This is a genomic window from Micromonospora sp. NPDC005171, assembly GCF_040608575.1.
Lineage (GTDB): Bacteria > Actinomycetota > Actinomycetes > Mycobacteriales > Micromonosporaceae > Micromonospora.
The window spans coordinates 64,776-86,093 of sequence record NZ_JBEXIM010000005.1 but is presented as its reverse complement, the minus strand read 5'-3'; the positions used below and the strand labels follow the sequence as shown (position 1 = coordinate 86,093).

21 protein-coding genes and 1 pseudogene are annotated in these 21,318 nt (G+C 74.4%); 15 read left to right on the top strand and 7 right to left on the bottom strand.

The genetic code is table 11. The features are described 5' to 3' along the window. Window positions 1-21: 21 nt before the first annotated feature. The 8 genes from ABZU74_RS10260 to ABZU74_RS10225 all read left to right on the top strand — a co-directional run bounded on the left by ABZU74_RS10260 (window position 22) and on the right by ABZU74_RS10225 (window position 9,953). The gene (locus ABZU74_RS10260) at window positions 22-999 is read left to right on the top strand and encodes a WYL domain-containing protein (protein ID WP_355420786.1); all 978 of its coding nucleotides are present in this window, start codon (window positions 22-24) and stop codon (window positions 997-999) included. Between the two features lie 94 nt (window positions 1,000-1,093). Continuing rightward, window positions 1,094-1,723 carry an ATP-binding cassette domain-containing protein gene (locus ABZU74_RS10255; protein WP_355420783.1) on the top strand — a complete coding sequence of 210 codons (630 nt, stop codon included), beginning with the start codon at window positions 1,094-1,096 and terminating at the stop codon, window positions 1,721-1,723. Then, entirely contained in the window at window positions 1,720-2,997 is a 1,278-nt protein-coding gene (locus ABZU74_RS10250; protein WP_355420782.1) for an extracellular solute-binding protein, read from the top strand. The genes ABZU74_RS10255 and ABZU74_RS10250 overlap by 4 nt, the downstream gene beginning before the upstream one ends. Continuing rightward, complete coding sequence (locus tag ABZU74_RS10245) at window positions 2,994-4,760, top strand: hypothetical protein (protein WP_355420779.1); 1,767 nt, start codon at window positions 2,994-2,996, stop codon at window positions 4,758-4,760. The genes ABZU74_RS10250 and ABZU74_RS10245 overlap by 4 nt, the downstream gene beginning before the upstream one ends. Continuing rightward, window positions 4,757-7,144 (top strand): tetratricopeptide repeat protein, encoded by a 2,388-nt coding sequence (locus ABZU74_RS10240; protein WP_355420776.1) that lies wholly within the window; start codon window positions 4,757-4,759, stop codon window positions 7,142-7,144. The genes ABZU74_RS10245 and ABZU74_RS10240 overlap by 4 nt, the downstream gene beginning before the upstream one ends. A 40-nt stretch (window positions 7,145-7,184) precedes the next feature. Beyond that, window positions 7,185-7,808, top strand: coding sequence for an ABC transporter ATP-binding protein (locus ABZU74_RS10235; protein WP_355420773.1), 624 nt, complete (start codon window positions 7,185-7,187; stop codon window positions 7,806-7,808). Continuing rightward, window positions 7,805-9,226: a DUF6297 family protein gene (locus ABZU74_RS10230; RefSeq protein WP_355420771.1), complete on the top strand. Its 1,422-nt coding sequence runs from the start codon at window positions 7,805-7,807 to the stop codon at window positions 9,224-9,226. The genes ABZU74_RS10235 and ABZU74_RS10230 overlap by 4 nt, the downstream gene beginning before the upstream one ends. Window positions 9,227-9,374: 148 nt before the next feature. Further along, a complete protein-coding gene (locus ABZU74_RS10225; protein ID WP_355420768.1) occupies window positions 9,375-9,953 on the top strand; it encodes a dihydrofolate reductase family protein in 579 nt (192 codons plus the stop codon). A 43-nt stretch (window positions 9,954-9,996) separates the two neighbouring features. Here ABZU74_RS10225 and ABZU74_RS10220 read toward each other — a convergent pair. Both ABZU74_RS10220 and ABZU74_RS10215 read right to left on the bottom strand, forming a co-directional pair. Beyond that, a pseudogene (locus tag ABZU74_RS10220) lies at window positions 9,997-10,137 on the bottom strand (AraC family transcriptional regulator); the annotation flags it as partial. A gap of 41 nt (window positions 10,138-10,178) precedes the next feature. After that, window positions 10,179-11,651 (bottom strand): PLP-dependent aminotransferase family protein, encoded by a 1,473-nt coding sequence (locus ABZU74_RS10215; protein WP_355420765.1) that lies wholly within the window; start codon window positions 11,649-11,651, stop codon window positions 10,179-10,181. Between the two features lie 62 nt (window positions 11,652-11,713). On the opposite strand from ABZU74_RS10215, the gene ABZU74_RS10210 reads away from it, so the two are divergent. Together ABZU74_RS10210 and ABZU74_RS10205 are read left to right on the top strand one after the other, a co-directional pair. Continuing rightward, window positions 11,714-12,325, top strand: a complete 612-nt coding sequence (locus ABZU74_RS10210) for a LysE family translocator (protein WP_355420762.1) — start codon at window positions 11,714-11,716, stop codon at window positions 12,323-12,325. A 7-nt stretch (window positions 12,326-12,332) separates the two neighbouring features. Then, window positions 12,333-13,082: a phenylalanine--tRNA ligase beta subunit-related protein gene (locus tag ABZU74_RS10205; RefSeq protein ID WP_355420759.1), complete on the top strand. Its 750-nt coding sequence runs from the start codon at window positions 12,333-12,335 to the stop codon at window positions 13,080-13,082. Here the strand turns inward: ABZU74_RS10205 and ABZU74_RS10200 are convergent. Continuing rightward, on the bottom strand, window positions 13,049-13,651 hold the full coding sequence (locus tag ABZU74_RS10200; protein ID WP_355420756.1) for an MBL fold metallo-hydrolase: 603 nt from the start codon (window positions 13,649-13,651) through the stop codon (window positions 13,049-13,051). The two genes, ABZU74_RS10205 and ABZU74_RS10200, sit on opposite strands and share 34 nt — an antisense overlap. A gap of 79 nt (window positions 13,652-13,730) precedes the next feature. Here ABZU74_RS10200 and ABZU74_RS10195 point away from each other — a divergent pair, with 79 nt between their 5' ends. After that, on the top strand, window positions 13,731-14,537 hold the full coding sequence (locus ABZU74_RS10195) for an SDR family oxidoreductase (protein WP_355420753.1): 807 nt from the start codon (window positions 13,731-13,733) through the stop codon (window positions 14,535-14,537). 18 nt (window positions 14,538-14,555) lie between these two features. On the opposite strand, the gene ABZU74_RS10190 is transcribed toward ABZU74_RS10195, so the two are convergent. After that, window positions 14,556-15,164 carry a hypothetical protein gene (locus ABZU74_RS10190; protein WP_355420750.1) on the bottom strand — a complete coding sequence of 203 codons (609 nt, stop codon included), beginning with the start codon at window positions 15,162-15,164 and terminating at the stop codon, window positions 14,556-14,558. A gap of 179 nt (window positions 15,165-15,343) precedes the next feature. Between ABZU74_RS10190 and ABZU74_RS10185 the strand changes: the two genes are divergently transcribed. Both ABZU74_RS10185 and ABZU74_RS10180 read left to right on the top strand, forming a co-directional pair. Continuing rightward, complete coding sequence (locus tag ABZU74_RS10185; RefSeq protein WP_355420748.1) at window positions 15,344-16,441, top strand: DUF5919 domain-containing protein; 1,098 nt, start codon at window positions 15,344-15,346, stop codon at window positions 16,439-16,441. A 72-nt stretch (window positions 16,442-16,513) separates the two neighbouring features. Beyond that, on the top strand, window positions 16,514-17,383 hold the full coding sequence (locus ABZU74_RS10180) for a pentapeptide repeat-containing protein (protein ID WP_355420745.1): 870 nt from the start codon (window positions 16,514-16,516) through the stop codon (window positions 17,381-17,383). On the opposite strand, the gene ABZU74_RS10175 is transcribed toward ABZU74_RS10180, so the two are convergent. Beyond that, window positions 17,340-17,927, bottom strand: a complete 588-nt coding sequence (locus ABZU74_RS10175; protein WP_355420742.1) for a MarR family winged helix-turn-helix transcriptional regulator — start codon at window positions 17,925-17,927, stop codon at window positions 17,340-17,342. The genes ABZU74_RS10180 and ABZU74_RS10175 overlap by 44 nt on opposite strands. A 5-nt stretch (window positions 17,928-17,932) precedes the next feature. On the opposite strand from ABZU74_RS10175, the gene ABZU74_RS10170 reads away from it, so the two are divergent. Continuing rightward, entirely contained in the window at window positions 17,933-19,153 is a 1,221-nt protein-coding gene (locus ABZU74_RS10170; RefSeq protein WP_355420740.1) for an MFS transporter, read from the top strand. Between the two features lie 39 nt (window positions 19,154-19,192). After that, a complete protein-coding gene (locus ABZU74_RS10165) occupies window positions 19,193-19,429 on the top strand; it encodes a preprotein translocase YidC (protein WP_355420737.1) in 237 nt (78 codons plus the stop codon). Between the two features lie 7 nt (window positions 19,430-19,436). Here the strand turns inward: ABZU74_RS10165 and rnhA are convergent, their stop codons facing one another. Together rnhA and ABZU74_RS10155 are read right to left on the bottom strand one after the other, a co-directional pair. After that, complete coding sequence (rnhA, locus tag ABZU74_RS10160; RefSeq protein ID WP_030491933.1) at window positions 19,437-19,910, bottom strand: ribonuclease HI; 474 nt, start codon at window positions 19,908-19,910, stop codon at window positions 19,437-19,439. A 10-nt stretch (window positions 19,911-19,920) separates the two neighbouring features. Then, window positions 19,921-21,201: a lycopene cyclase family protein gene (locus ABZU74_RS10155; protein ID WP_355420734.1), complete on the bottom strand. Its 1,281-nt coding sequence runs from the start codon at window positions 21,199-21,201 to the stop codon at window positions 19,921-19,923. Window positions 21,202-21,318 lie beyond the last annotated feature (117 nt).

The window sequence follows — 21,318 nt, the reverse complement described above, 5'->3', positions numbered from 1 at the left end:
CTGACAGCTAGTGTCAGTGAAGTGCGGGCCAGTCGACTTCTCTCCGTCCTGCTGCTGCTCCAGTCGCACGGGCGGTTGACCGCCGCGCAGCTCGCCGATCGGTTGGCCGTCTCCCCCCGCACCATCTACCGGGACGTCGAGTCGCTGCACGCCGCCGGCATCCCGCTCTACGGCGAGGCCGGGCACGCCGGCGGCTACCAGCTGGTCGACGGCTGGCGGACCCGACTGACCGGGCTGACCGGCGAGGAGGCCGACCGGCTGTTCCTGGCCGGGCTGCCCGGCCCGGCCGACGAGCTGGGCTACGGCGACGTGGTGGCCGCCCTGCAACTCAAACTGCACGCCGCGCTCCCCGCCCCGCTGCGCGACCGGGCGACCCGGCTGCAACAGCGCTTCCACCTGGACACACCCGGCTGGTACGCCGACGGCGACGCCTCCCCCGAGCTGGCCCGCACGGCCGAGGCGGTCTGGCGGCAGCACCGCGTGCAGGTGCGCTACCGCGGCTGGAACGGCGAGGTGACCAGGGTCCTGGAGCCGTACGGCCTGGTGCTCAAGGGCGGCCGTTGGTATGTGGTGGCCGACCAGCCCGGCCGGGGCGCGCCGGCCACCTACCGGGTCAACCAGATCCTCGCGCTGACCCCACTGGCGCAGGAGTTCGACCGACCTGCCGACTTCGACCTGCCGGCCTGGTGGCGCGCGCACGTGGTGCAGTTCCGGGCCCGGCTGCACCGGGACGAGGCGCACGTCCGGCTCTCCCCCGCCGGGCGGGAGCGGTTGCGCGAGGTCGGCAGCGACCCGGTGGTCACCGCTATGGACACCAGCGCCGGCCCGCCGGACGCGCGGGGTTGGGTGAGCGCGGTGCTGCCGATCGAATCGCTCACCCACGCCCACGGCGAGCTGCTGCGCCTCGGCGCCGATGTCGAGGTGCTGGCCCCGCAGCCGCTGCGCGAACGGCTGGCCGCCACGGCGGCCGGGCTCGCCGCGCTCTACTCCCCCGACTGAACAGGACCGCTCCTCCACAGTGGAAGGGTCGGGGGGCGTCGGTTGTCGGCACGGTGTGCCACCCTGGGACGGGCATCAATGGTCGCCGGAGGTGATGGTCACGTTACGGCTACACGCACTGGTCGCCGTTCCCGGCACCGGGCCGGTGACCCTCGACGTTCCCGCCGGCACGCTCGCCGCCCTGGTGGCGCCGCCCCGGTTCGGCACGGCGGTCGCCCGGGTCCTGGCCGGGCTGGCTCCTCCGGTGACCGGTCGCATCCTGGTCGGCGACCGGGACGTCACCGCCCTGCCGCCGCCCCGCCGGCAGATCGGCTACGTGCCCGCCGGCGGCGCACTCCTGCCGCAGCTCACCGTGCGGCGCAACATCGAGTACGGCCAGCGCAAACGCGAACGGGTGCACGAGGTGGCCAACGACTGGACGGCCACCGTCGTCGACCGGCTCGAGTTGGGGCTCTCCCTCGCCCTGCTGCCGCACCAGATCTCCGCCGCCCAGCGGTTCCGGGTGGCGCTCGCCCGAGCGGCGGCCTGCCTGCCCGAGGTGCTGGTGGTCGACCTGCCGGCCGGTTCGGCGGGCGACAGCCGTTTCGGTGACCTGATGCCTCGCCTCTCGCCGCCGGACGCCCCGGGGGTGGCGGTGCTGGTCTGCACCGCCGACCCGGCCACCCTGGCCGAGATTCCGGTGCGGCACGTGCTGGTCACCGAGCCGAGCGAGGCGACCCGATGAGGCCGCCCGTCCGCGCGCGTCGTCGTACGCTGCTGCGCGCCGCCGCCGCGGGCGCCGCCGCGCTGGCCACCGGCTGCTCCGGCGGAACCCGGTCGGTGCAGGTCGCGGTGGTCTGGAGCACCAGCGAGCTGGACCGGTTCCGCGAGGTCGTCGCCGGCTACCCCGCTCCGGTGCAGGTGGTCAGCGCCGGCAACGACATCGACGCGTTCCTGCGGGCCCGACACCTCGCCGGCACCAGCCCGGACGTGGCGATCCTGCCGCGGCCCGGCCTGGTCACCGAGTACGCCCAGCGCGGCTGGCTGAGCCCGGTCCGCGCGTCCACCGAGTACGCCGTACCCGCCGGGTTGGGCGAGCTGCTGACGGCCGAGGGCCAGCGCTACGGCGTCTGGGTCAAGGCGGCGCACAAGTCGCTGGTCTGGCACCTGCCTTCCATGCTGCCCGTGCAGCCGGCCAACTGGGACGCGCTGGTCCGGCGGGCCCAGGAGCTCGGCGCGCTCGCCCGACGCGACGGCGGGCCGGCGCCGCTGGCCATCGGCGCCGCGGACGGCTGGGTGCTCACCGACTGGTTCGAGAACGTCCTGGCCGACGTGGCACCGGAGAGCTACAACGCCCTCGCCCGGCCGGACGCCGACTGGCAGGGCAGACCGGTGCGCGAGGCGCTGGACCGGCTCGCCGGGCTCTGGAGCATCAAGGGGGCGTTCGTCGGTGGCGGCCGTCGCGCCCTGCTCACCCAGTACGAGGAGTCGGTCATCCAGGTGGTGCACACGAAGCGGGCGGTGATGCTCGTCGGGGCCGACTTCACCGCCGACGTCGCCGACCCGTTCCAGCGCGGCCCGGAGGCGCCTGTCACGTTCCGGTTCCCGGGCGCCCAGCCGGGCGGTGGCCCACTGATCGTCGGCGGGGACGCGGCCGTGGCATTCGCCGACGCCCGGGGTGGAGTCGAGCTCGTCGAGTGGCTCACCAGGGCCGACTCGTTCCAGCCGTGGCTGCGCGCCGGCGGCTACCTCTCGCCCAACACCAATGTCGCGATCGGCAGCTACCGGGACCGCGTCGGCCAGGGTCTCGCCGCGGAGATGCGGACGCCCGGCACCCTGCGTTTCGACCTCTCCGACCAGTTGCCCGGCGCGTTCACCGGCTCGGACGGGGTCGGCATCTGGCGGATCATGCAGGGCTTCTTCGCCGACGTCACCGACGGGGTCCGCGCCGGCGAGGCGATCCGCCGGGCCACCGGCCTGCTCGCCGCGGCGGCGCGTAGCGCGGGGGGCGGCCGATGAGCCAGGTGCGGGTCCTCGGCGAGTTGGCGGTCCTCGACGACGTCGGTCCGGCCCGCCGGGGTCGGGCCTATCCGGCGGCGGGGGCGACGTCGGCGCTGCTGCTGCCGGCCGCGGTGCTGCTCGGCGGGCTGGTGCTGTGGCCGGTGCTGCGGACCATGCACGCCAGTGTCACCACCGACGGCCACTGGGTGGGCGCGGCACACTTCCGGACCGCGCTCGCCGCCCCGGGCACCGGCGCGGTGGTCGGTCGGACGGTCCTCTGGGCCCTGCTGGTGCCGGCGGTGGTGACCGCACTCGGCTACCTGCTCGCCGCCGCGTCCCGCCGCTCCGAGGAGGGCGGCCTGGTCCGGTTGATCCTCCTGGTGCCGGTGGCGTTGCCGCTGGTCGTCACCGGGGTCACCTTCCGGCTGATGTACGACCCGGACCCGGGCCGGGGGCTGGCCACCCTGGTCGCGACCCGACTGACCGGCCGGTCGGTGGAGGACGCGCCGCAGTTGCTCGGGCCGGGGATGGTCACGGTCGCGTTGATGTCGGCGTTCGTCTGGGCCTGGGTCGGGTTGGCGGTGCTGGTCTTCCGGTCCGCGCTGGACGCGGTGCCGCCGAGCCTCGCCGACGCGGTCCGCGCCTACGGCGGTAAGCGTCGCCATGTGCTGTGGGACGCGCAGTGGCGGCCACTGCTGCTGCGTACGACCGCTGTGGTCTTCGCGTTGGTAGCGGTCGGCACCAGCCGCACGTTCGATCTGATCCTGGTGATGACCCCCGGCTCGGTCCGCGACGAGGCCTCGGTGCTGGCGCTGCGGATCTGGCAGACCTCCGGGGGCACCACCACCGGCGACGGCGCCGCGCTCGGCGTGGTGTGGCTGGTGGCGGTGATCGGCGGGATCATGGTGGCCGCGCTCTTCGTCCGGCAGGCATGGCCCCCGCCGCGCGTCGAGGCGGCACCGGAGCCCACCCCGGTCGCCCCGCCCCGGCGGGTGTTCCGGCTTCTCGCGGCGGGTGCCGCGATCGCCTGGCTGGTGCCGCTGGCGGTGCTGGTCGCCACGTCGGCGCACGGCCGGGTGGACGCCGCCGCCCGCGGCTGGTGGTCGGCGCCGCCGAATGGCGAGTCCTACCGCAACCTGGTCACCGGCACCGAGCTGTGGCGCACGTTGGGTTTCACCCTGCTGTTGGCCACCGCGGTGACCGCAACGGTGCTGGTGGTGGCGCTGCTGGCCGCGTACCCGTTGGCCTGGTTGACCGGGCCGGCGGCGCAGGCCACCGGGCTGCTGCTGCTGGCGGCCAGCGTCGTGCCGATCCAGGTCATCGCCGGGCCGGTCAATGAGGTGCTGGGCCTGGTGCTCTCCTCCGGCACGGCTCAGGGCCTGGCCCTGGTGCACATCGCGCTGGGTGTGCCGTTCGCGGTGCTGGTGCTGCGCAACGCGTTCGCCGATTTGCCGGTCGAGCAGGTCCGCGACGCCCGGCTGGGCGGGCGCCGGTGGTGGCACACCCTGCGCCGGTTGGCCCGGCACAACCGGTCGGCGGTGGTGGCGGTCTCCGTGCTGGAGTTCGTGCAGGTCTGGAACGACCTGGTGGTGGGTCGGTTGTTCGGTGGGCCGGGGTCGTCGCCGCTCGGGCCGTTCCTGGCCGAGCAGACCCGCAGTTTCGTGAGCAACAGTGGCGCGCTGGCCGCCAGCTCGGTGCTGGCCTCGGTGCTGCCGGTGGCGCTCGTGGTCCTCTCGCGGCGACACCTGGTCGCCGGGCTCGTCTCCGGGGGCGTCCGGTGACCGGGCCGGGCGGCGGGCGCCGCAACCCGCGCTGGCCGGCGCTGGTCGGGATCGGCGGGCTGCTCAGCGCCGCCATCGTCAATGTGGGCGGCAACCTGGCCGGCAATCTCCTCTCCGAGCTGGCGACCAACCTGCTCGGGCCGGCGACCGTCGTCCTGGCCGTCGTCGGCGGCGTCGTCGGCGTCGCCGGCGTCGTGATGGGCCGCCGCCGGGCGAACCAGGAGGTCGGCCCCGAGCCGACCGAGGTGCTCACCACCCCGGCCGCCGGGGCGCCCAACCTGCCGTACACGGCGGAGTTCACCGGTCGCGGCAAGCACGTCGACGCCCTGGTTGGACTGCTCGCCCGGGAGCACGCGGTGGCGGTCCTGGGCCGCCGTGCGGTGGGCACCTCCGCGTGCGTGGTGCAGGCCGCGAACCAGTGCCGGGACGACTTCCCGGACGGCCAGTACTACCTGGACCTTCGGCGGCGCGGCCGGCCCCGCTCGGCCCGGCAGGTGCTCACTGCGCTGGCCCGGATCCTGGGCACCGCCCCGCCGACCTCCGGCCGGCCGGACGCGCTCGTCGCCGCCGCCGACGCGCTGCGCGGGCAGCTCGACGGTCGCAAGATCCTGCTGGTGCTGGACAACGTGGACCGTCCCGACCAGGTCCGGCCGCTGTTGCCGCCCACCGCGCGCACCTGCCGTCTGCTGCTCGCCGGCGGTCCGGCGCTTGTCGGTCTGGAGGGTGTGGTCGCGCACTGGATCGCCGAACCGGGGACGTCCGAGGCGGTGGAGCTGTTCGCGACGGCGGGCGGGGCCGCGCCCGCCGCCCGGGTCCGCCGCGCCGACCCGCGCACCGACCCGGCGGTACGCGACATCGTCGACCTGTGCGGGCGACAGCCGCGTACCGTCCGCGCGCTCGGCTACCGCACCGCTCAGCACGGTTGGCGGCACTCCGACGTGCTGGACGCGCTGCGCCGGGCGGTGCAGACGCCACCGCACCAGCGGCTCGCCGTCTCACCGGCGGCCCGCCTGGTCACCGAACGGGACATCGCGTACCGGGTGTTGCCCCGCCAGGCCCGCCGGTTGTACCGGTTGATGTCGCTGGTTCCCGCCCCGGTGGACCGGCCCACCATCGCCGCGCTGGCCGGGCGGCATCCCGAGCTGGTGACAGCGCTGCTCGACCGGTTGGCCGCCGCGGCGTTCGTGGTCGGCGCGCCCGGCGACCGGTACGAGATCCGCCCGCTGCTGGCCGGCAGCGCACGGCTGCACCTGCGGGACGCGGATCCGGCCCGGGCCCGGGTCGCCGCGCAGGCCCGGCTGACCCGGCACCTGGCCCGCCGGGCCGAACGGCACGCGGCCAACCTGGCGGTGCTCGGCTCGGCCGGGGACCGGGAGTGGTCGCTGCCGCTGGACGACGACCCGTACGGCTGGTTCGACCTGCATCAGGAGCTGCTGCTGGCGGTGGTGCGGGTGCCGGCCGGCGCGAAGGAGACTCTGCCCCGCCGGGTCCGCCGGTGGTGGTTCCGGCTGGCCGTGGCACTGTGCGGGTGGTTGGCGTACACCGAGCGGCTCGACGAGTGGGAGCAGGTCTGCCGCACCGTGCTGGCCACCCCGACCGCCGACGACCGCCCGGAGATCGCCGGGTGGGCGCACAACGAGCTGGGCGTGCTGCGCCGGCGCCGGCACGACCCGCAGGGAGCGGCGGCCGCGCTCACCCTCGCGGTCAACGAGCGGGGGCGGCGGGGCAACGCCCAGGCGCGGATGAACCTCGGCCTGGCCCTGCTCGACCTGGGGCAGCTCGACGACGCGGTGGAGCACCTGGAGATGTCCCGCCGACACCGCTCCGGCGCCGACCGGGCCGGGCACGCCCTCACCGAGCTGGGCCTGGGCGCGGCCCAGCTGGCCCGGGGAGAACCGGACACCGCCCACCACCACCTGGTGCGGGCGGCCAACACGTTCCGCTCGGTGGGCGACGCGCGCGGGTACGCGGCGGCGCTGACCAACCTGGTGCTGGTGCACGCGGCGCTCGGCGAGCACCTGGACGCCGCCCAGGCGTGGCGGGCCGCACTGCGCGAGTACGAGTCGGTGAACGACCCGACCAGCCGGGCCACGGCGCTGCTCAACGCCGGGGCGACGCTGCTGAGCAGCACTCCGGGGCAGGCGCGGACGGCGTACGAGCTGCTGGCCGAGAGCCGCCGGCTGCGCGAGGAGACCCGGCCGACCGCCGGGCTGGCGCGTACCCTGCTCTATCTGGGTGACGCCTGCGCCGCGCTGGGCGACCGGGCCGACGCGCGCCGGCACTGGGCGGACGCGGCGGCGGTGGCCGAGGAGGTCGCCGACGCCCAGGGGTTGGCCGCCGCCGACGCCCGGCTCGAGAACGACGCCGACAGCCGCGTGACGTAGGTCGCTCGGGTTGGCCGGTGGCACGGCTCTGGGAGACTCTGTGATCGTGGACGCGCTCTCGGTACGGGGACTCAGCCGCAACTTCGGCAACCTGGTCGTGCTCGACGATGTGAGCTTCACGCTCCCGGCGGGCCGGATCGCTGTGGTGTTGGGCCCCAACGGCAGCGGCAAGACCACCCTGCTGCGCTGTGTCGTCGGCGCCGACCGGCCGGACGCGGGCGAGGTGCTGGTGCAGGGCCGCCGGGCCGACGAGACCGATCCTCAAATACGGGCGCTGGTGGCGGCCGCCCTGGACGACATCGACTTCTTCCCCGACCTGTCCGTGGTCGAGCACCTGGAGTTGGTCGCGTACGCCCACGGGGGTGACGCCGAGCCGGTCGAGGAGGTCCTCGCCGAGCTGGGTCTGGAGCCGGCCCGCGACCAGTTGCCGGTGACGTTGTCCAGCGGGCAGCGCCGCCGGCTGGCGCTGGCGTCCTGTTTCGTCCGACCACGCCGGGTGCTGATCCTGGACGAGCCCGAGCAGCGGCTGGACGTCCGCGGGCGACAGTGGCTCGCCGACCGGCTGCTGCGGGAACGGGCGGCGGGCACGGCCGTGCTGCTGGCCTCGCACGACCCGGAGTTGATCGACGCGGTGGTCGACGAGCGCATCGAGATCGGCAAGTGACCGCCGCGCCGGCCACGATCGCCGACACGCCAGCCGGAGTGCCCACCGCCCGGCAGGTGCGCACGCACCTGCGCCGGGCTCGCAGTCGACACCACGACCATTCCCTCGGTGACGTGCTCGGCGACGCGTACGTCATGGTCCTGTTCGTGGGCATGTACGGCTGGTTCGCGATCAGCGCCAGCCGCGACCTGCTGGACTCCCCCACTGTGGGGCAGGCCGAGCCGGGCGTGCGGTGGTGGCTGGCCGTCGCCGCGCTGCTGGCCGGCGCGGGGCTCGCCTGGCGTGGTCTGCGCGCGCTCGGCCCGCTGCTGGTCACCCCGGCGACGCAGAGCTGGGCGACAAGCGCGCCCATCGACCGGCGGGCCTGGCTGGCGCCGCGCTTCGTCCTGCTGCTGGTGGGCGCGGCGGCCGGCACCGCGGCGCTCGGAGTGGCTGTGGCGGCGCTCGGCGGTGTCAGCGAACCGTCCGCCCTGGGCTGGGCGGCGGCGGCCGGCGCGGGGTGGGGCGCGGCCGCGTTGGCGCTCAGCGTCGTCGCCCAGAGCAGCCGGTCGGGTCGGCGCTGGCCGACAGTGGCCGGGGCGGTGCCGATGGTGGCGGCGGCAGTGATCACCGCCCTGGTGGTGCTCGTCGGTCGCTTCGGCGACGGGCTGCCCCGGCCGGCGACGACGCCGATCGTCGCGTTGTTCGCCGCCGCGGTGCCCCTCGTGGGCGTGGGCGTGATCCTCGCGGTACGCGCGCTGCCCCGGGTCGACCGGGCCACCCTGACCACCGGCGCGCAGTTCGCCAACGCCGCCGCCACGGCCACAATCCTGCTGGATCCGAGCCTGCTCGCGAGCCTGGTGGAGAGCCGCCGCTGGCGCCGGATCGGCCGGGTTCGCAGCCGCCCGTTCCGGCCCGGCCCCGGCTGGTGGGCGCTGCTCCAGGCCGACGTACGCCGGTTGCGCCGGCACCCGAGCGCCGTGCTGATCTGGGCGGCGCTGATCGGGGTGCAGTACGCTGCCGCGCTCGCCCTGCCCGGGTTGGCCGGGGCCGCGCAGGTGGTGTTCGCGTACCTCGCCGTCGACCGGCTCACCGGCGGGCTGCGCGCGGTCAGCCGGTCGCCCGGTCTGCGCCGGGCCCTCGGCGGCAGCGACAACCTGCTGCGCGGGATCCACGTGGTGGTGCCGGCCGTCAGCGCGGGCGTGTGGTGGTTGTTGACAGTGCCGACCGTGGACCCGGGGCCGGCGTGGCTGGCGCCGACGCTGGCGCTCGGGGTGGTGACCGCCGCGTTCCGGGCCGGCACCCGCCCGCCGATCGACTACGGCGGCGCGACGGTCAACACGCCGTTCGGGATGATCCCGGTCGACCTGCTGCGTCAGGGGTCACGGGGGCCGGCGCTACTCGCCGTGCTGGTCCTCGTCCAGCTGTTCCTCGGCTGAGCTGACTCGTCCGCCCGGTCGGCCCGCAGCCGGATCACGGCGCCACCAGGCCGGGCGGCGCGACGCGCCGTCGTTTCCGTCCAAGACAGCGCCGCGATCGCCACCTAGCCTGGACCCGGCAGCCCGCCCGAGCAGGAGGAGACACACAATGCGCGATCTGGTCTACACCGGTTTCATGTCAGTCGACGGCGTCGTGGACTCGCCCGGCGGCGGGCCCGGTGAGGAGCACCGCAGCGCCGGTTGGGTGTTCAAGGACCTCGAGGTCGTCCCGGAGGCCTGGTCGCTGAAGGGCGAGGAACTCGCCGACACGACGGCGCTGATGTTCGGCCGTCGCAGCTACGAGGCGTTCGCGGCGGTGTGGCCCGGCTCGGAGGACCACGCCGACTACAAGGAGCTGCCCAAGTACGTGGTGTCGAGCACGCTGTCCCGCGACGCGTTCGCCGACGGGTGGGGGCCGACGACGATCCTGCGCTCGACCGGGGACGTCGCCGCGCTCAAGCAGGGCGAGGGCGGGGCGATCTTCATCCACGGGAGCGCGGAACTGGCCCGGCGGCTGTCCGACGAGGGGCTGATCGACCAGTACAACCTGCTCGTCTTCCCCGTGCTGCTCGGTGCCGGGAAGAGCCTGTTCGGCCGGGCCGACCGAGACAAGCACATGCTGACGCTGCGGGAGTCGGAGAGCTATTCGAACGGCGTCCTCAAGCTGGTCTACGACGTCAAGCGCTGATCCAGGTCGAGGGCGATGGCGCCGCCGGTGCCCTCGCGCACGTGCGGCCGGCCTGCTCCCAGAACACCAGGCCCCAACGCACCCCTGCCACTGACGTCATCGTGGTGACCTGCTCGCTCGTGCAGGTCCACACGGTGTCGACCCACTGCGAGTCGGACCCGCGCGTCTCGAACCGCAGTCCCACTGGCGAAGGATACGCCGGCGAGGGTGGTGGACCGGACGGTCCTAGCTCGACTGGAGGGCGGCGGCGATCGCGGCGACGCCGTCCTCGATCTCGGTGGGCGTACGGGCCGCGTAGCCCAGCGCGAGGCCGGGCCGGTACGGCTGTTGGCAGTGCCAGGACAGCGGTTGCACCTTCACCCCGCGCGCCAGCGTCGCCGCGGCCAGCTCGGTGTCGACAACGGCGTCGTCCAGCGTGATCATCAGGTGCAGGCCGGCGGCGGCGCCGTGCACCGTCGCCGATGGCAGCGCGCGGGCCAGCGCGGCGATCATGGCGTCCCGTCGGCGGATGTGTCGACGGCGCAGCAGCCGCAGGTGCCGCTCGAAGGCGCCGGAGGTCATCAGCTCCGCCAGCACCAGTTGCGGTAGCACGGCGTTGCCCAGGTCGGCGTTGCGCTTGGCGGCGACCACCGCCTCGCGCAGCCGCGCCGGCACGAGCAGCCAGCCGACCCGCAGGGCGGGGGCGAGCAGTTTGGAGACGCTGCCGGCGTAGCAGACCTGCTCGGGCAGCAGACCACGCAGCGCCGGCACCGGAGGACGGTCGTAGCGGTGCTCGGCGTCGTAGTCGTCCTCGATGATCAGACCGCCGGCCCGCGCCCAGGCGACGAGGTGGCGGCGGCGGTCACCGTCGAGCACCACGCCGGTCGGGAACTGGTGCGCGGGGGTGAGCATCACGGCCGGTGCGCCGCTGGCGGCCAACTCGTCGACCCGTAGCCCGGCGTCGTCGACGGTGATCGGCGGGGTGTCCATCCGCCAGTTGTTCAGGTGCTGTCGCACCCCTAGGGAGCCCGGGTCCTCGACCGCGATCCGGTCGACGCCGGCAGCGGTGAGTGCCTGGGCGAGCAGGCCGAGCGCCTGGGAGACGCCGGCCACGATGATCACCTCGGCGGGGTCGACGCTGATGCCACGGTTGCGCGCCAGCCAGGCGGCGACGGCCTGCCGCAGCGCGGGCGTACCACAGGGGTCGCCGTAGCCGAGGTCGGCCGCGGCGAGGCGGCGCAGCACGGTCCGTTCGGCGCGCAGCCAGTCCGCGCGGGGAAAGGCGGCCAGATCGGGTACGCCGGGCGTCAGGTCGATCGTCGCGGGCGCCGCGCGTACCGCGTCGAAGATGTCGGTGCCCGGTGCGGGCGGGAAGGTCGCGACAGGTGCCGGCGCGGCGGCCGGGGCGGATGTGGGCGCGGCCGGCGCGGCGACGACCACGGTGCCGGCCCGGCCCCGACCGGCGACGTGCCCCTCCTCGGTCAGCCGCTGGTACGCCTCGGTGACCACGCCCCGGGAGACACCCAGGTCGGCGGCGAGCACCCGGGTCGGGGGCAACCGGTCGCCGATGGGCACCCGACCCTCGGCGATGGCCTGCCGCAGCCGGTCGGTCAGCCAGTCGGCGCGCCCACCCGGCGCCGCGTCGGTGATGGTCAGGTGCAGGAAATCGGACCCGGCCGATATGGTCCTCTCGGATGCCGTCGCTTTGGCTCTGCCCATCGGGCCATTGTGGCAGCAGAGTGAGCAGGAGCCACACCTGCCAACTCCGCCGGAGGACGATAGTGACCATCCCCTTCCTGATCACCACGCTGATCGTGGTGGTCACCCCCGGCACCGGGGTGATCTTCACGCTCTCCGCCGGACTGTCCCGGGGTGCACGGGCCGGGGTGCTGGCCGCGTTCGCCTGCACGCTGGGCACGTTGCCGCACCTGCTGGCCGCGATGACCGGGCTGGCCGCGCTGATGCAGACCAGCGCCGTGGCATTCGAGACCGTCCGCTACCTCGGCGTCGGCTACCTGCTCTACCTGGCCTGGTCCATGGCGCGGGACCGCGACGCCTTCGCGGTGACGACCGACGCGCCGCCCCGCTCGGCGATCCGGGTGATCGTCTCCGGGGTGCTGGTCAACCTGCTCAACCCGAAGCCCACGATGTTCTTCGTCGCGTTCCTGCCGCAGTTCGTGGACACCACGGCGCCCGGCTCGACCCGGGTGATGCTCGGCTGCGGCGCGGTGTTCATGCTGCTCACCTTCGTGGTGTTCAGCGGCTACGGCATCTTCGCGGCCCGGGTACGCGACCGGGTGCTGACCCGACCCCGGGTCACCGACTGGTTGCGCCGATCCGCCGCCGGCACGTTCGTCGCGCTCGGCCTGACCCTCGCCCTCACCGAACGATAGGACCACAGTGCGGTTTCACCATTCGCCACAGCTTCGCGACGCGTACCCCGATCTGGTCGCCGGGGTGGTGCTGGCCTCCGGAATCACCGCCACCGCCGACGCGACCGCACGCACGGCGGCCCATCTCACCGAGGCCCGACGGCGGTTGACCGTCGGCGGGGCCGAGAGTGGGTTCCCGGAGATCCAGGCGTGGCGGCGGACGTACGCGGCCATGGGGCTGCGGCCCACCAAGTACCGGTGCGCCGCCGAGGCGCTGCTGCGCCGGCTGCGCCTGGACGGCGAACTGCCCCGCGTGCACCCGCTCGTCGATCTCTGCAATGCCATCTCGGCCGCGTACGCCATCCCGGTCGCCGCGCTCGATGTGGACCGGGTCGACGGCGACCTGGTGGTCCGGCCGGCACACGGCGACGAGACGTACCTGAGCTTCGCGGGCGACACCGAGCATCCCGAGCCGGGCGAGGTGACCTTCGTCGACTCGGCCGGGCGGGCGCACGCCCGGCGGTGGACGAACCGGCAGAGCGGCTGGTCGGCCGTGCGGGCGGGCACCTCGTCGGTGTTGATCGTCGCCGAGGCGCTGCACCCGGGTGCCGAGCCGACGGTGACCCAGCTGGTCGCCGCCCTGGTGACCGAGCTGACCGAGGGGTGGTCCGCCCCGACGGCCGCCGCGGTGCTCACCGCCGCCGCACCAGGGTTCCGCACCCCGACGGCCGGTGGCGACAGCGGTCAGGCGGTGTCGCCGGGCACCAGGTGGCGGTAGCCGGGGATCGTCTCGCCGAACCAGCCGGCGACGCTGGCCAGGCCGCGATCGTTGAGCTGCGCGTCGTGGATCGGGTACGCCGCCGCCGCGCCCACCGCACCGGCGAAGCGGATCGCCTCGTCGAGGCGCAACCAGGACCCCTGGGCCGGGACGAGCAGGGTGCGCACCGGCTCGTCCGGCACGTGCAGCGCGTCGCCCGGGTGGTAGAGCTCGTCGCCGATCAGGTAGCCGAGGTTCGGGCAGTCAGGCTGCCCCTCGTGGATCGGGGCGTGCCGGCCGCCATGCGCGCTGACCGGAATGCCGGCCGCCGTGAAGCGTTGCCCCGCCCGGATTCGGGTCACCACAAGCGGGGCGAGTTCCGGCAGTCGGGCGCCTTCCGGGGCGTACACGGGAACACCGAGACCGGCGAGCCGCAACACGTCGACGTGGTCGGTGTGCTCGTGGGTCACCAGGACGGCGTCCGCGCCGACCAGCGCCCGCGGCTCGCTCCACGTCCCCGGGTCGACGACCAGCACCCCGCCGTCGTGTTCCACGCGCACGCACGAGTGGGTGAATCGGGTGATCCGCATCAGGCGACCGTACGTCGTCGACAGACAGACATGGTCCCCGTGGCGGTTGGGTCGGCCCTGCCGGGGGTAGTGCGGCAGCATGCCGCAGCGATACGACAACTACTCCAGGATCGCCGTCGTCACCGGCGCGGACTCCGGCATCGGCAAGGCCTGCGCGGTGGCGCTGGCCAAGGCCGGTTTCGAGATCGGCATCACCTGGTACGGCGATCCCGACGGCGCCGAACGGACGGCCACCGAGGTCCGCGCGACGGGGCGGCGCTGCGAGGTCGCCGAGGTGGACCTGACCCGACTGCCGGGCGCGGCCGCGGTGGTGGACGAGTTGGCCGACCGGCTGGGCGGCATCGGGGTGCTTGTCAACAACGCCGGCATCGGGGGCTCGACGCCTTTCGTCGACACCGGGTGGGAGCAGTGGCGCGACGTGCTCGCCGTCGACCTGGACGCGCCCTTCCTGTGCGCCCAGCGGGCCGCGCGACGGATGCGGGCCACCGGCGCCGGCGGACGGATCATCAACATCACCAGCGTGCACGAGCACGCGCCCCGGGTGGGCTCCGCCGCGTACTGCGCCGCGAAGGGCGGGCTCGGGCTGTTGACCCGGGTGATGGCCCAGGAGTTGGCCGCCGACGGGATCACCGTCAACGCCGTCGCCCCGGGCGAGATCGCCACGCCGATGACCGGTCAGGAGGATGTCGACCCGTTCACCCAGGAACGGCCCGGCGTGCCGCTGGGGCGGCCCGGCGACGCCCGGGAGGTGGCCGCCGTGGTCGCGCTGCTCGCCTCCCCCGCCGCCAGCTACGTCACCGGCGCGTCCTGGCCGGTCGACGGGGGCATGTTGCTGATGGGCCCGCAGGCAGCGGCGTTGCCGAACGACGACTGGCGATCGGTCTGACAACACCGGCGGGAGCCGTCAGCGCATCCGCGCGGCCGACGCCCGGACGATGTACGCGAACTGCACACCGAACGCCAGCACCGCGACCAGCACCCCGACCAGTACCGTCACGGCGACCCCGACCCCGACGGTCGTGGCCACCAGCGCGATGCCGAGCCCGCTCAGTACGGCGTTGACAGCACCCACGAGCGCGGCAGTGGTCAGCAGGAACTCCCACCGCCCCGGACGCGTGCCGACCAGGTTCCAGGCCGTGCTCATGGCGTTGTCGGCCACCACCGCATCGGCGAAGAAGTCGTGCCCGCCGGCGAACTGATGGTGGTAGTAGGCCCGGATGCGCTGGATCCGCAGCAGGTCCAACGAGTTCTCGACTGTGGTCTCCACCAGCCGCAGGAACGTCAACACCCCGATGATGACAAGCGTCGGCAGCACCGCGGCCAGGTACGGCCGGACCACCTTGTCGTTGCTGGCAACGAAGCCGAGGCCGATCAGCGCCGCCGACAGGACGGACAGGAAGATGGTGGCGCGGCCGGTGGCCTCGGCGATGGTGCCGGTGCGGGACGTCTGCAACGCGTAGTGCTCGGTGGTCAGGACGGTGAGAAGCGCCTGCTCGCGTTCGCTCTCGTCCACCCGCCACCCTCCGTGGTCGCATGACTCCGTTACCGTCACCCTATGAGCGGCGAAGCGGGTCCGAACGGCGAACCGGCGGCTCCCGAACGGGACAGCGCCCAGCAAAGCGGGCACGTATCCTCCGAATTCCGGTGATCAGCAAGCGGCGGTGGGGCCGACCGACGGCGGAAGGGGACCGGATGCCCGGGTGGGCTGGTCGGGGCGGGCGGCAACGACGCGCCTTCGTCGTCGGTGGGGCACTGTTCGCGATCGCCGTCGTCATGCTGCTGGCCGCCTGGCGCAGCACCGGCTTCCTCAGCGACCTGCTGCTCAACCTCGGGGCCAGCGTGGTCCTCGCGGCCATCTCGTACGTCATCTTCGACCCGTTGTTCGAGGAGGCCCGCAAGGCGCGGGTGCAGGAGCACCTCAGCTTCGACCAGCAGGCGTTCGTGACGCGGCTGCACCGCTCCGGACGCCGGGTGCGCATCCTGGACACCTGGACGATCCTGCTGGAGCAACGGCACCGTGAGGAGACCCTGGGCGCGGTACGAGCGGCGCTCGCCAACGGCGCCCAGGTGCAGTTGCTCCTGCTCGACCCCGACTGCACCGCCGCCCAGCAACGCTCCGAGGAGCTGGAACGGCAACGGGTGGACGTGCCCCGGCAGATCCGCACCAACCTGCGCCACCTGGCCGCCTTCGCCGACGCGCTCGACTCGCGGCTGCGCCACCGCCTCCAGGTCCGGCTCTACGACGCGTCCCCGTCGATCCAGCTCTACCAGTGGGACGGGCGGGCGCTGATCTCGTTCTTCCCGATCGGGAAGTTGTCCTTCAACGTGCCGCAGCTCGAGGTGGACATGGACAGCCCGTGGGGCGGGTTCGTGCACGCCCGGTTCGAGGAGCTGTGGGAGCACGAGCAGGCCACCCTCGACCTGGAGCGGTACTGGTCGGTCATGGTCACGCTGCGCCACGACGAGTCGGACGTGGTCGAGGTGCACGTGCCGTACGTGACGGTGGACGGGCAGCACTACGTCGACTGCCGGGGGTTCCGGGTCACCGGGCCGCTGACCGTGCGAGCGGTGCTGCCGCCCCGCGCGCCCGGGGCGGCCCCCGCGGTGTTCGCGTTGGCCGAGCCCGCCGACGGGGACCGCACCCCGGCCGCCGTGGTGAAACGGCACTTCGACCAGAAGTACGGGCACGGCGACGGCGAGCGGGACATTCGCCGACTGGTGCCGCCGCCGGGCGATGCCCGTACCCCGGCGCCCCGGCCCGCGACGGCCGGTGAGACGCACGCACGGTGACCCCCGAACAGACCGTCAGCTCGGCACGGGAAACAATGGTGGCCCACCCTGATCGCCAGGAGGACCGTCAGCGTGTCGCACCGCACCGCACCGCCGTCCGGGGCGGCGCAGCTGCGCGCCGACTGCGGACGCTGCTTCGGGCTGTGTTGCGTGGTGCCCGCCTTCGCCGCGTCGACCGACTTCGCCATCGACAAGCCGGCCGGCTCGCCCTGCCCGAACCTGCGCCCCGACCACCGCTGCGGCATCCACACCGAGCTGCGGCAGCGCGGATTTCCCGGCTGTACGGTGTTCGACTGCTTCGGTGCCGGGCAGCAGGTCGCCCAGGTGACCTTCGGCGGGCGGGACTGGCGGGACGCGCCGGAGACGTTGCCGGCGATGGCGGAGGCGTTCGCGGTGCTGCGACCGCTGCACGAGCTGCTCTGGTATCTCGCCGAGGCGGTGGCACTGCGCCCGCCGGCCGAACTGCGTGCCGAGCTGGAACGCGCCCGCGCTGAGACGCTGACGCTCACCGAGGGTGACCCCACACAGCTTCGCGCTGTGGACGTCGCCGGCCAGCGGAACCGGGTCAACCCGCTGCTGTCCCGGGCCAGCGACGCGGCCCGTGCCCCCGGCGGCGCCGACCGGCGGGGCGCGCACCTGCTCGGAGTGGACCTGCGCCGTGTCGACCTGCGCCGGGCCAACCTGCGCGGGGCGCTGCTCATCGGCGCCGACCTGCGCGGGGCGGATCTCGGCCTGGCCGACGTCACCGGCGCGGACCTGCGCGGGGCCGACCTGCGGGGCACGGACCTGCGGCACACGCTCTTCCTGCACCAGACCCAGCTGGACGCCGCCCGGGGCGACACGCGCACCGGGCTGCCGCAGACGCTCACCCGACCGGCGCACTGGACGGCGCTGCCCCTCACCCCGGTCCGTCAGCCGGCCCGGCGGGGCCGCCGCCGCTAGGAACGGCCCGGTCCGGTCCGCCGTGCGCGCCGGTCAACTCCTGGAAGCCGGCATGGACCGGGCACTGTGGGCAGCGGGCGCGGTCGCAGAGCCGGCAGAGGTGGGCCAGGCTGCCGGCGTCCGCCACCTCGTCGTGCAGCACGGCCCGGGCGATGTCGGCGAGCTGGCGGCGCTGCTCGACGGTCAGCGGGGCGAGCAGCGCGGTGAGCACCTCCTGCCGGGCGCGCAGGGTACGGGCGGCGACCGCCGCGCCCCCGGTGGTGAGGTGCAGGGCACGACTGCGCGCGTCGGCGCCGGGACGCCTCTCCACCCAGCCCTGCTCCCGGAGCCGCCGGACCAGGTGCGCAACGCCGGGTTGGGTCAGCCCCAGCACCTGGCCCAACCACTCGGCGGTCACCCCCGGCTGGTCCTTGAGGACGACGAGCGCCTCGGCGAGCGCGCCGCCGGCCCCGACGGACCCGCTGACCGACGCCCGCATCCGCGAGCCGACGAGCAGGGCGAGTGCGCCGAGCAGGTTGGGCGAGCCGTCCTCCGGTAGATTCATAAGTTGTGAATGTACCCCGTCGGGCGATGCTGCTCATCATGTTGATGACCGTGGCGCAGCTACCGGTCGCACTGCGGCAGCTGCTCGTCGTCCTGCTCGGTCACCAGAACACCGGCAGCTTCGCCACCGCCGGAGTGGCCAGCGCCGGCTGCGGGATCGGGCTGGCGGTCACCGCGCCGCTGGTCGGTCGACTCCTGGGCCGGCTCGGTGCCCGGCCGGTGCTGCTCGCCACCGGCCTCGCCCACCTGCTCACCCTGCTCGGCCTGGCCGTCACCACCGAACCGGCGGCGTTCGTGGCACTGGCGACCGTGGCAGGGCTCAGCACGCCACCGGCGGTCGGCAGCGGACGCGCCCAACTGGCCCGGCTCGTCGCCCCTGCCGCGCTGGCCCGCGCGTACGCGGTCAACGCCGTCGGGCAGGAGGTGCTCTACGTGGGCGGCCCTCTCGCTGTGACACTGAGCCTGCTGATCAGTGGACCCACTGCCGCACTGCTGGCCTTCGCCGTGATCGGCAGCGCCGGGCTGCTCGGCATGGTCGCGGTGCTGCCGCCGCGCGAGGCCGACCGGCAGCCTCGTGGGAAGGGCTCCGCGCTGCCCGGCCGGGCCACCCGCCGCACCGTCGTCGGCACCCACATCGGCTACATGATGGGCATCGGTGCAATGTGGGTGCTGGTGCCCGCGTTCGCCACCACGGTCGGGCACCCGGACCAGGCCGGGCTGCTGGTGACCATCTGGTCGGTGGGCAGCCTGGCCGGTGGCGTGCTGCTGGCCAGCCGGGGGCGGCCCGGCAGCCCGGCGGCGGCGTACCTGACGATGCTCGGCACGTTGGCCGCCACCTCGGTGGCGCTGCTGCTGCCACGCAACGTGCCGCAGATGGCCGTCGCGCTCGCGGTCTTCGGTCTCGCGCTGGCGCCGTTCCTCGCCGTCACCGACGAGATCCTCGCCCGGTCCACACCGGCGGTCCGGCTCCCCGAGACATACGGGTGGTTGCAGACGGCCGGGCAGCTCGGCATCGCGGCCGGCTCCGCGACCAGTGGCGTGGTCAACGACCACCTCGGTAACACCTGGGCGTTCCTGGTGGTCGTCGGCGCGCTCGCGCTGGCGCTGATCGTCGCGCTCAGCCGCCGCCGGACCCTGCGGCTGCTGTCCGCTGCGCCGCAGGCCGAGACGGTCGGCTCGGCGGTCACCGCCAGCGGGTCAGGTTTCGGCCGGGACGACGCCGGGTAGCCAGCGCCGACGCGAACCGGCATCGACGGGGGGCACGGCGTGGGCTACCGAAATCGCCAAGGTGAGCAGCCGGGCGACCCGAAGCACAGCGAGGACGAGGCCGGCCAGGCGCCACTGGTGCAGTTCGAGGCGGACACCGAGGTGCCCGCACCGGCTGACACCGACGTCCGGCCGGACATCGTGACCGAGCCCGACAGCTCCGGCGTCGCCGGTGGTTCATCCGGCAGCAGCAGCGGGGGCTCCACCATGCCGGGGCACCCCGACGCGACCCGCTGACCCGGGCTCAGCGGCTGGTCAGCGCGGCCCGCGCCTCGGTCATGCCCTTGTTGGCGAGCCCGTCGGCCCGCTCGTTCTCCGGGTGCCCGTTGTGCCCCTTGACCCACAGCCAGGTGACCTCGTGTCGTTCGCAGGCCGCCTCCAGCCGCTGCCACAGGTCGGCGTTCTTCACCGGCTGCTTCGCGGCGGTCCGCCAACCGTTGCGCTTCCACGACGCCAGCCAACTGGTGATGCCGTTGCGCACGTACGTGCTGTCGGTGTGCAGCTCCACGGTGACCGGCCGGTTCAGGCTCTCCAACGCCTGGATGGCCGCCATCAGCTCCATCCGGTTGTTGGTGGTGGGCGTGGCCTCGCCGCCGCACAGCTCCCGCTCGTGATCGCCGTAGCGCAGCAGCGCACCCCAACCGCCCGGCCCGGGGTTGCCACTGCACGCCCCGTCGGTCCAGATCTGCACGCCCCTGCCGGCCGCCGCGTCCACCATGCCCGGCAACCTACCGGGCGCGGACGTCGTCCTCCCCGCTCGGGGGGCGGGCGCGCCGAGCCGTCGGGGCCGCGCCCACCACCGCGGGTGGGATGGCCGGCACGGGACGGGTGGGGCGCAACCGGTCGCGGACCCGGTGTGCGGCGTCGCCGGCGGTCGCGGCGATCATCGGGAACAACCTGGTCGAATTCATGATCGCGACCTCTTCGGCCGGAGTGGTGCCGCCGTCGAGGAAGCGCAGCACCCGCTCGGCCGGGTTGCGGTCGAAGAGCCGGTCGAAGAATTCGGGACCGCCCACTCCGCCCCGGTCCAGGGCCCGCAGCGCCACCGCGTCCATCCAGCGGTGCCGGCGCGGGTACGCCGGCGCGGGCACCGGCGCGCGACCCGCGGCGAGGGCGCGTGCCACCTGGTCGGCCTGGCGGTACATGGCGGAGAAGGTGAAGCCGGTGGAGGGGCGGGTCGCGCCGCCGGCAGTGCCGAGCCGGACCACCCGGGGGGTGGGTCGGGCCGGGAACGGCGCGTCGGTCATCGGGATCACCCCGTTCTCCACCTCGCGTACCCGCAGTCCGGCTGGGTCCAGCCCGAGCAGGTCCCGGTAGCCGGCCAGCGCCGCGTCGTACCCGGCGTCGGTGAGCAGGTCCGGCGAGAACTCGGTGTACTCGACCAGGGCGTAGCGGTCGCTGACCGGCAGCACGTACCCGAAGGAGACACCCCGGGGCGGCTGCGGGGTACGGAAGTCCATCAGCACCGCGCGCGTCGGGTCGAACACCGGCCGGTCGGCCTCCAGCCACCACCCCCGAAAGTGCTGCAACCAGGTGGTTCGCCCCGCTCGTGCCGGCGGGCGGGGGCGGGAGTCGAGCACCCAGCCGGCCCGTACGCTGCGCCCGTCTCCGGTGCCCACCAGAACCCGGGTGCCGTCGTCGCGCACCGTGTCGGCGGGCGCGACGATCCGGGTGGCGTCGAGGCGACGCTCGGCCTCGGCAGCCCGGTCGTAGACCGGGCCGGAGCGGAGCATGGCGTACCGCAGCGGGGTGAGGTCCAGGACGCGGCGTCGCGCCGCCGTCGCCACCTCGACCTGCTGCCAACTCGCGCTGAGCAGGGGGTCCAGGTCGCTGTCGGGGTGGCCCCAGAACGCCCAGGTGCGGTCCTGACCGCGTCGGCGCACCGGGTCGACGATGGCGATCCGCAGATCCCGGACGCCGTGCCGGTCCAGTGCGGCGAGCAGCAACGACGCCGCGCCGCCGCCACCGAGCAGCGCGAGGTCGACGTCGAGCGGCGCGGAGTCGGTCACCCGCACCACGCTGCCACACGGCCCGGCCCGCACGCGCGCCAGTACGGGGCGGTGATGCCGAACCGGGCGGCGAGCAGCCCGCCCAGTAGTGCGCCCACGCCGTTGCCGCCCGCCGCC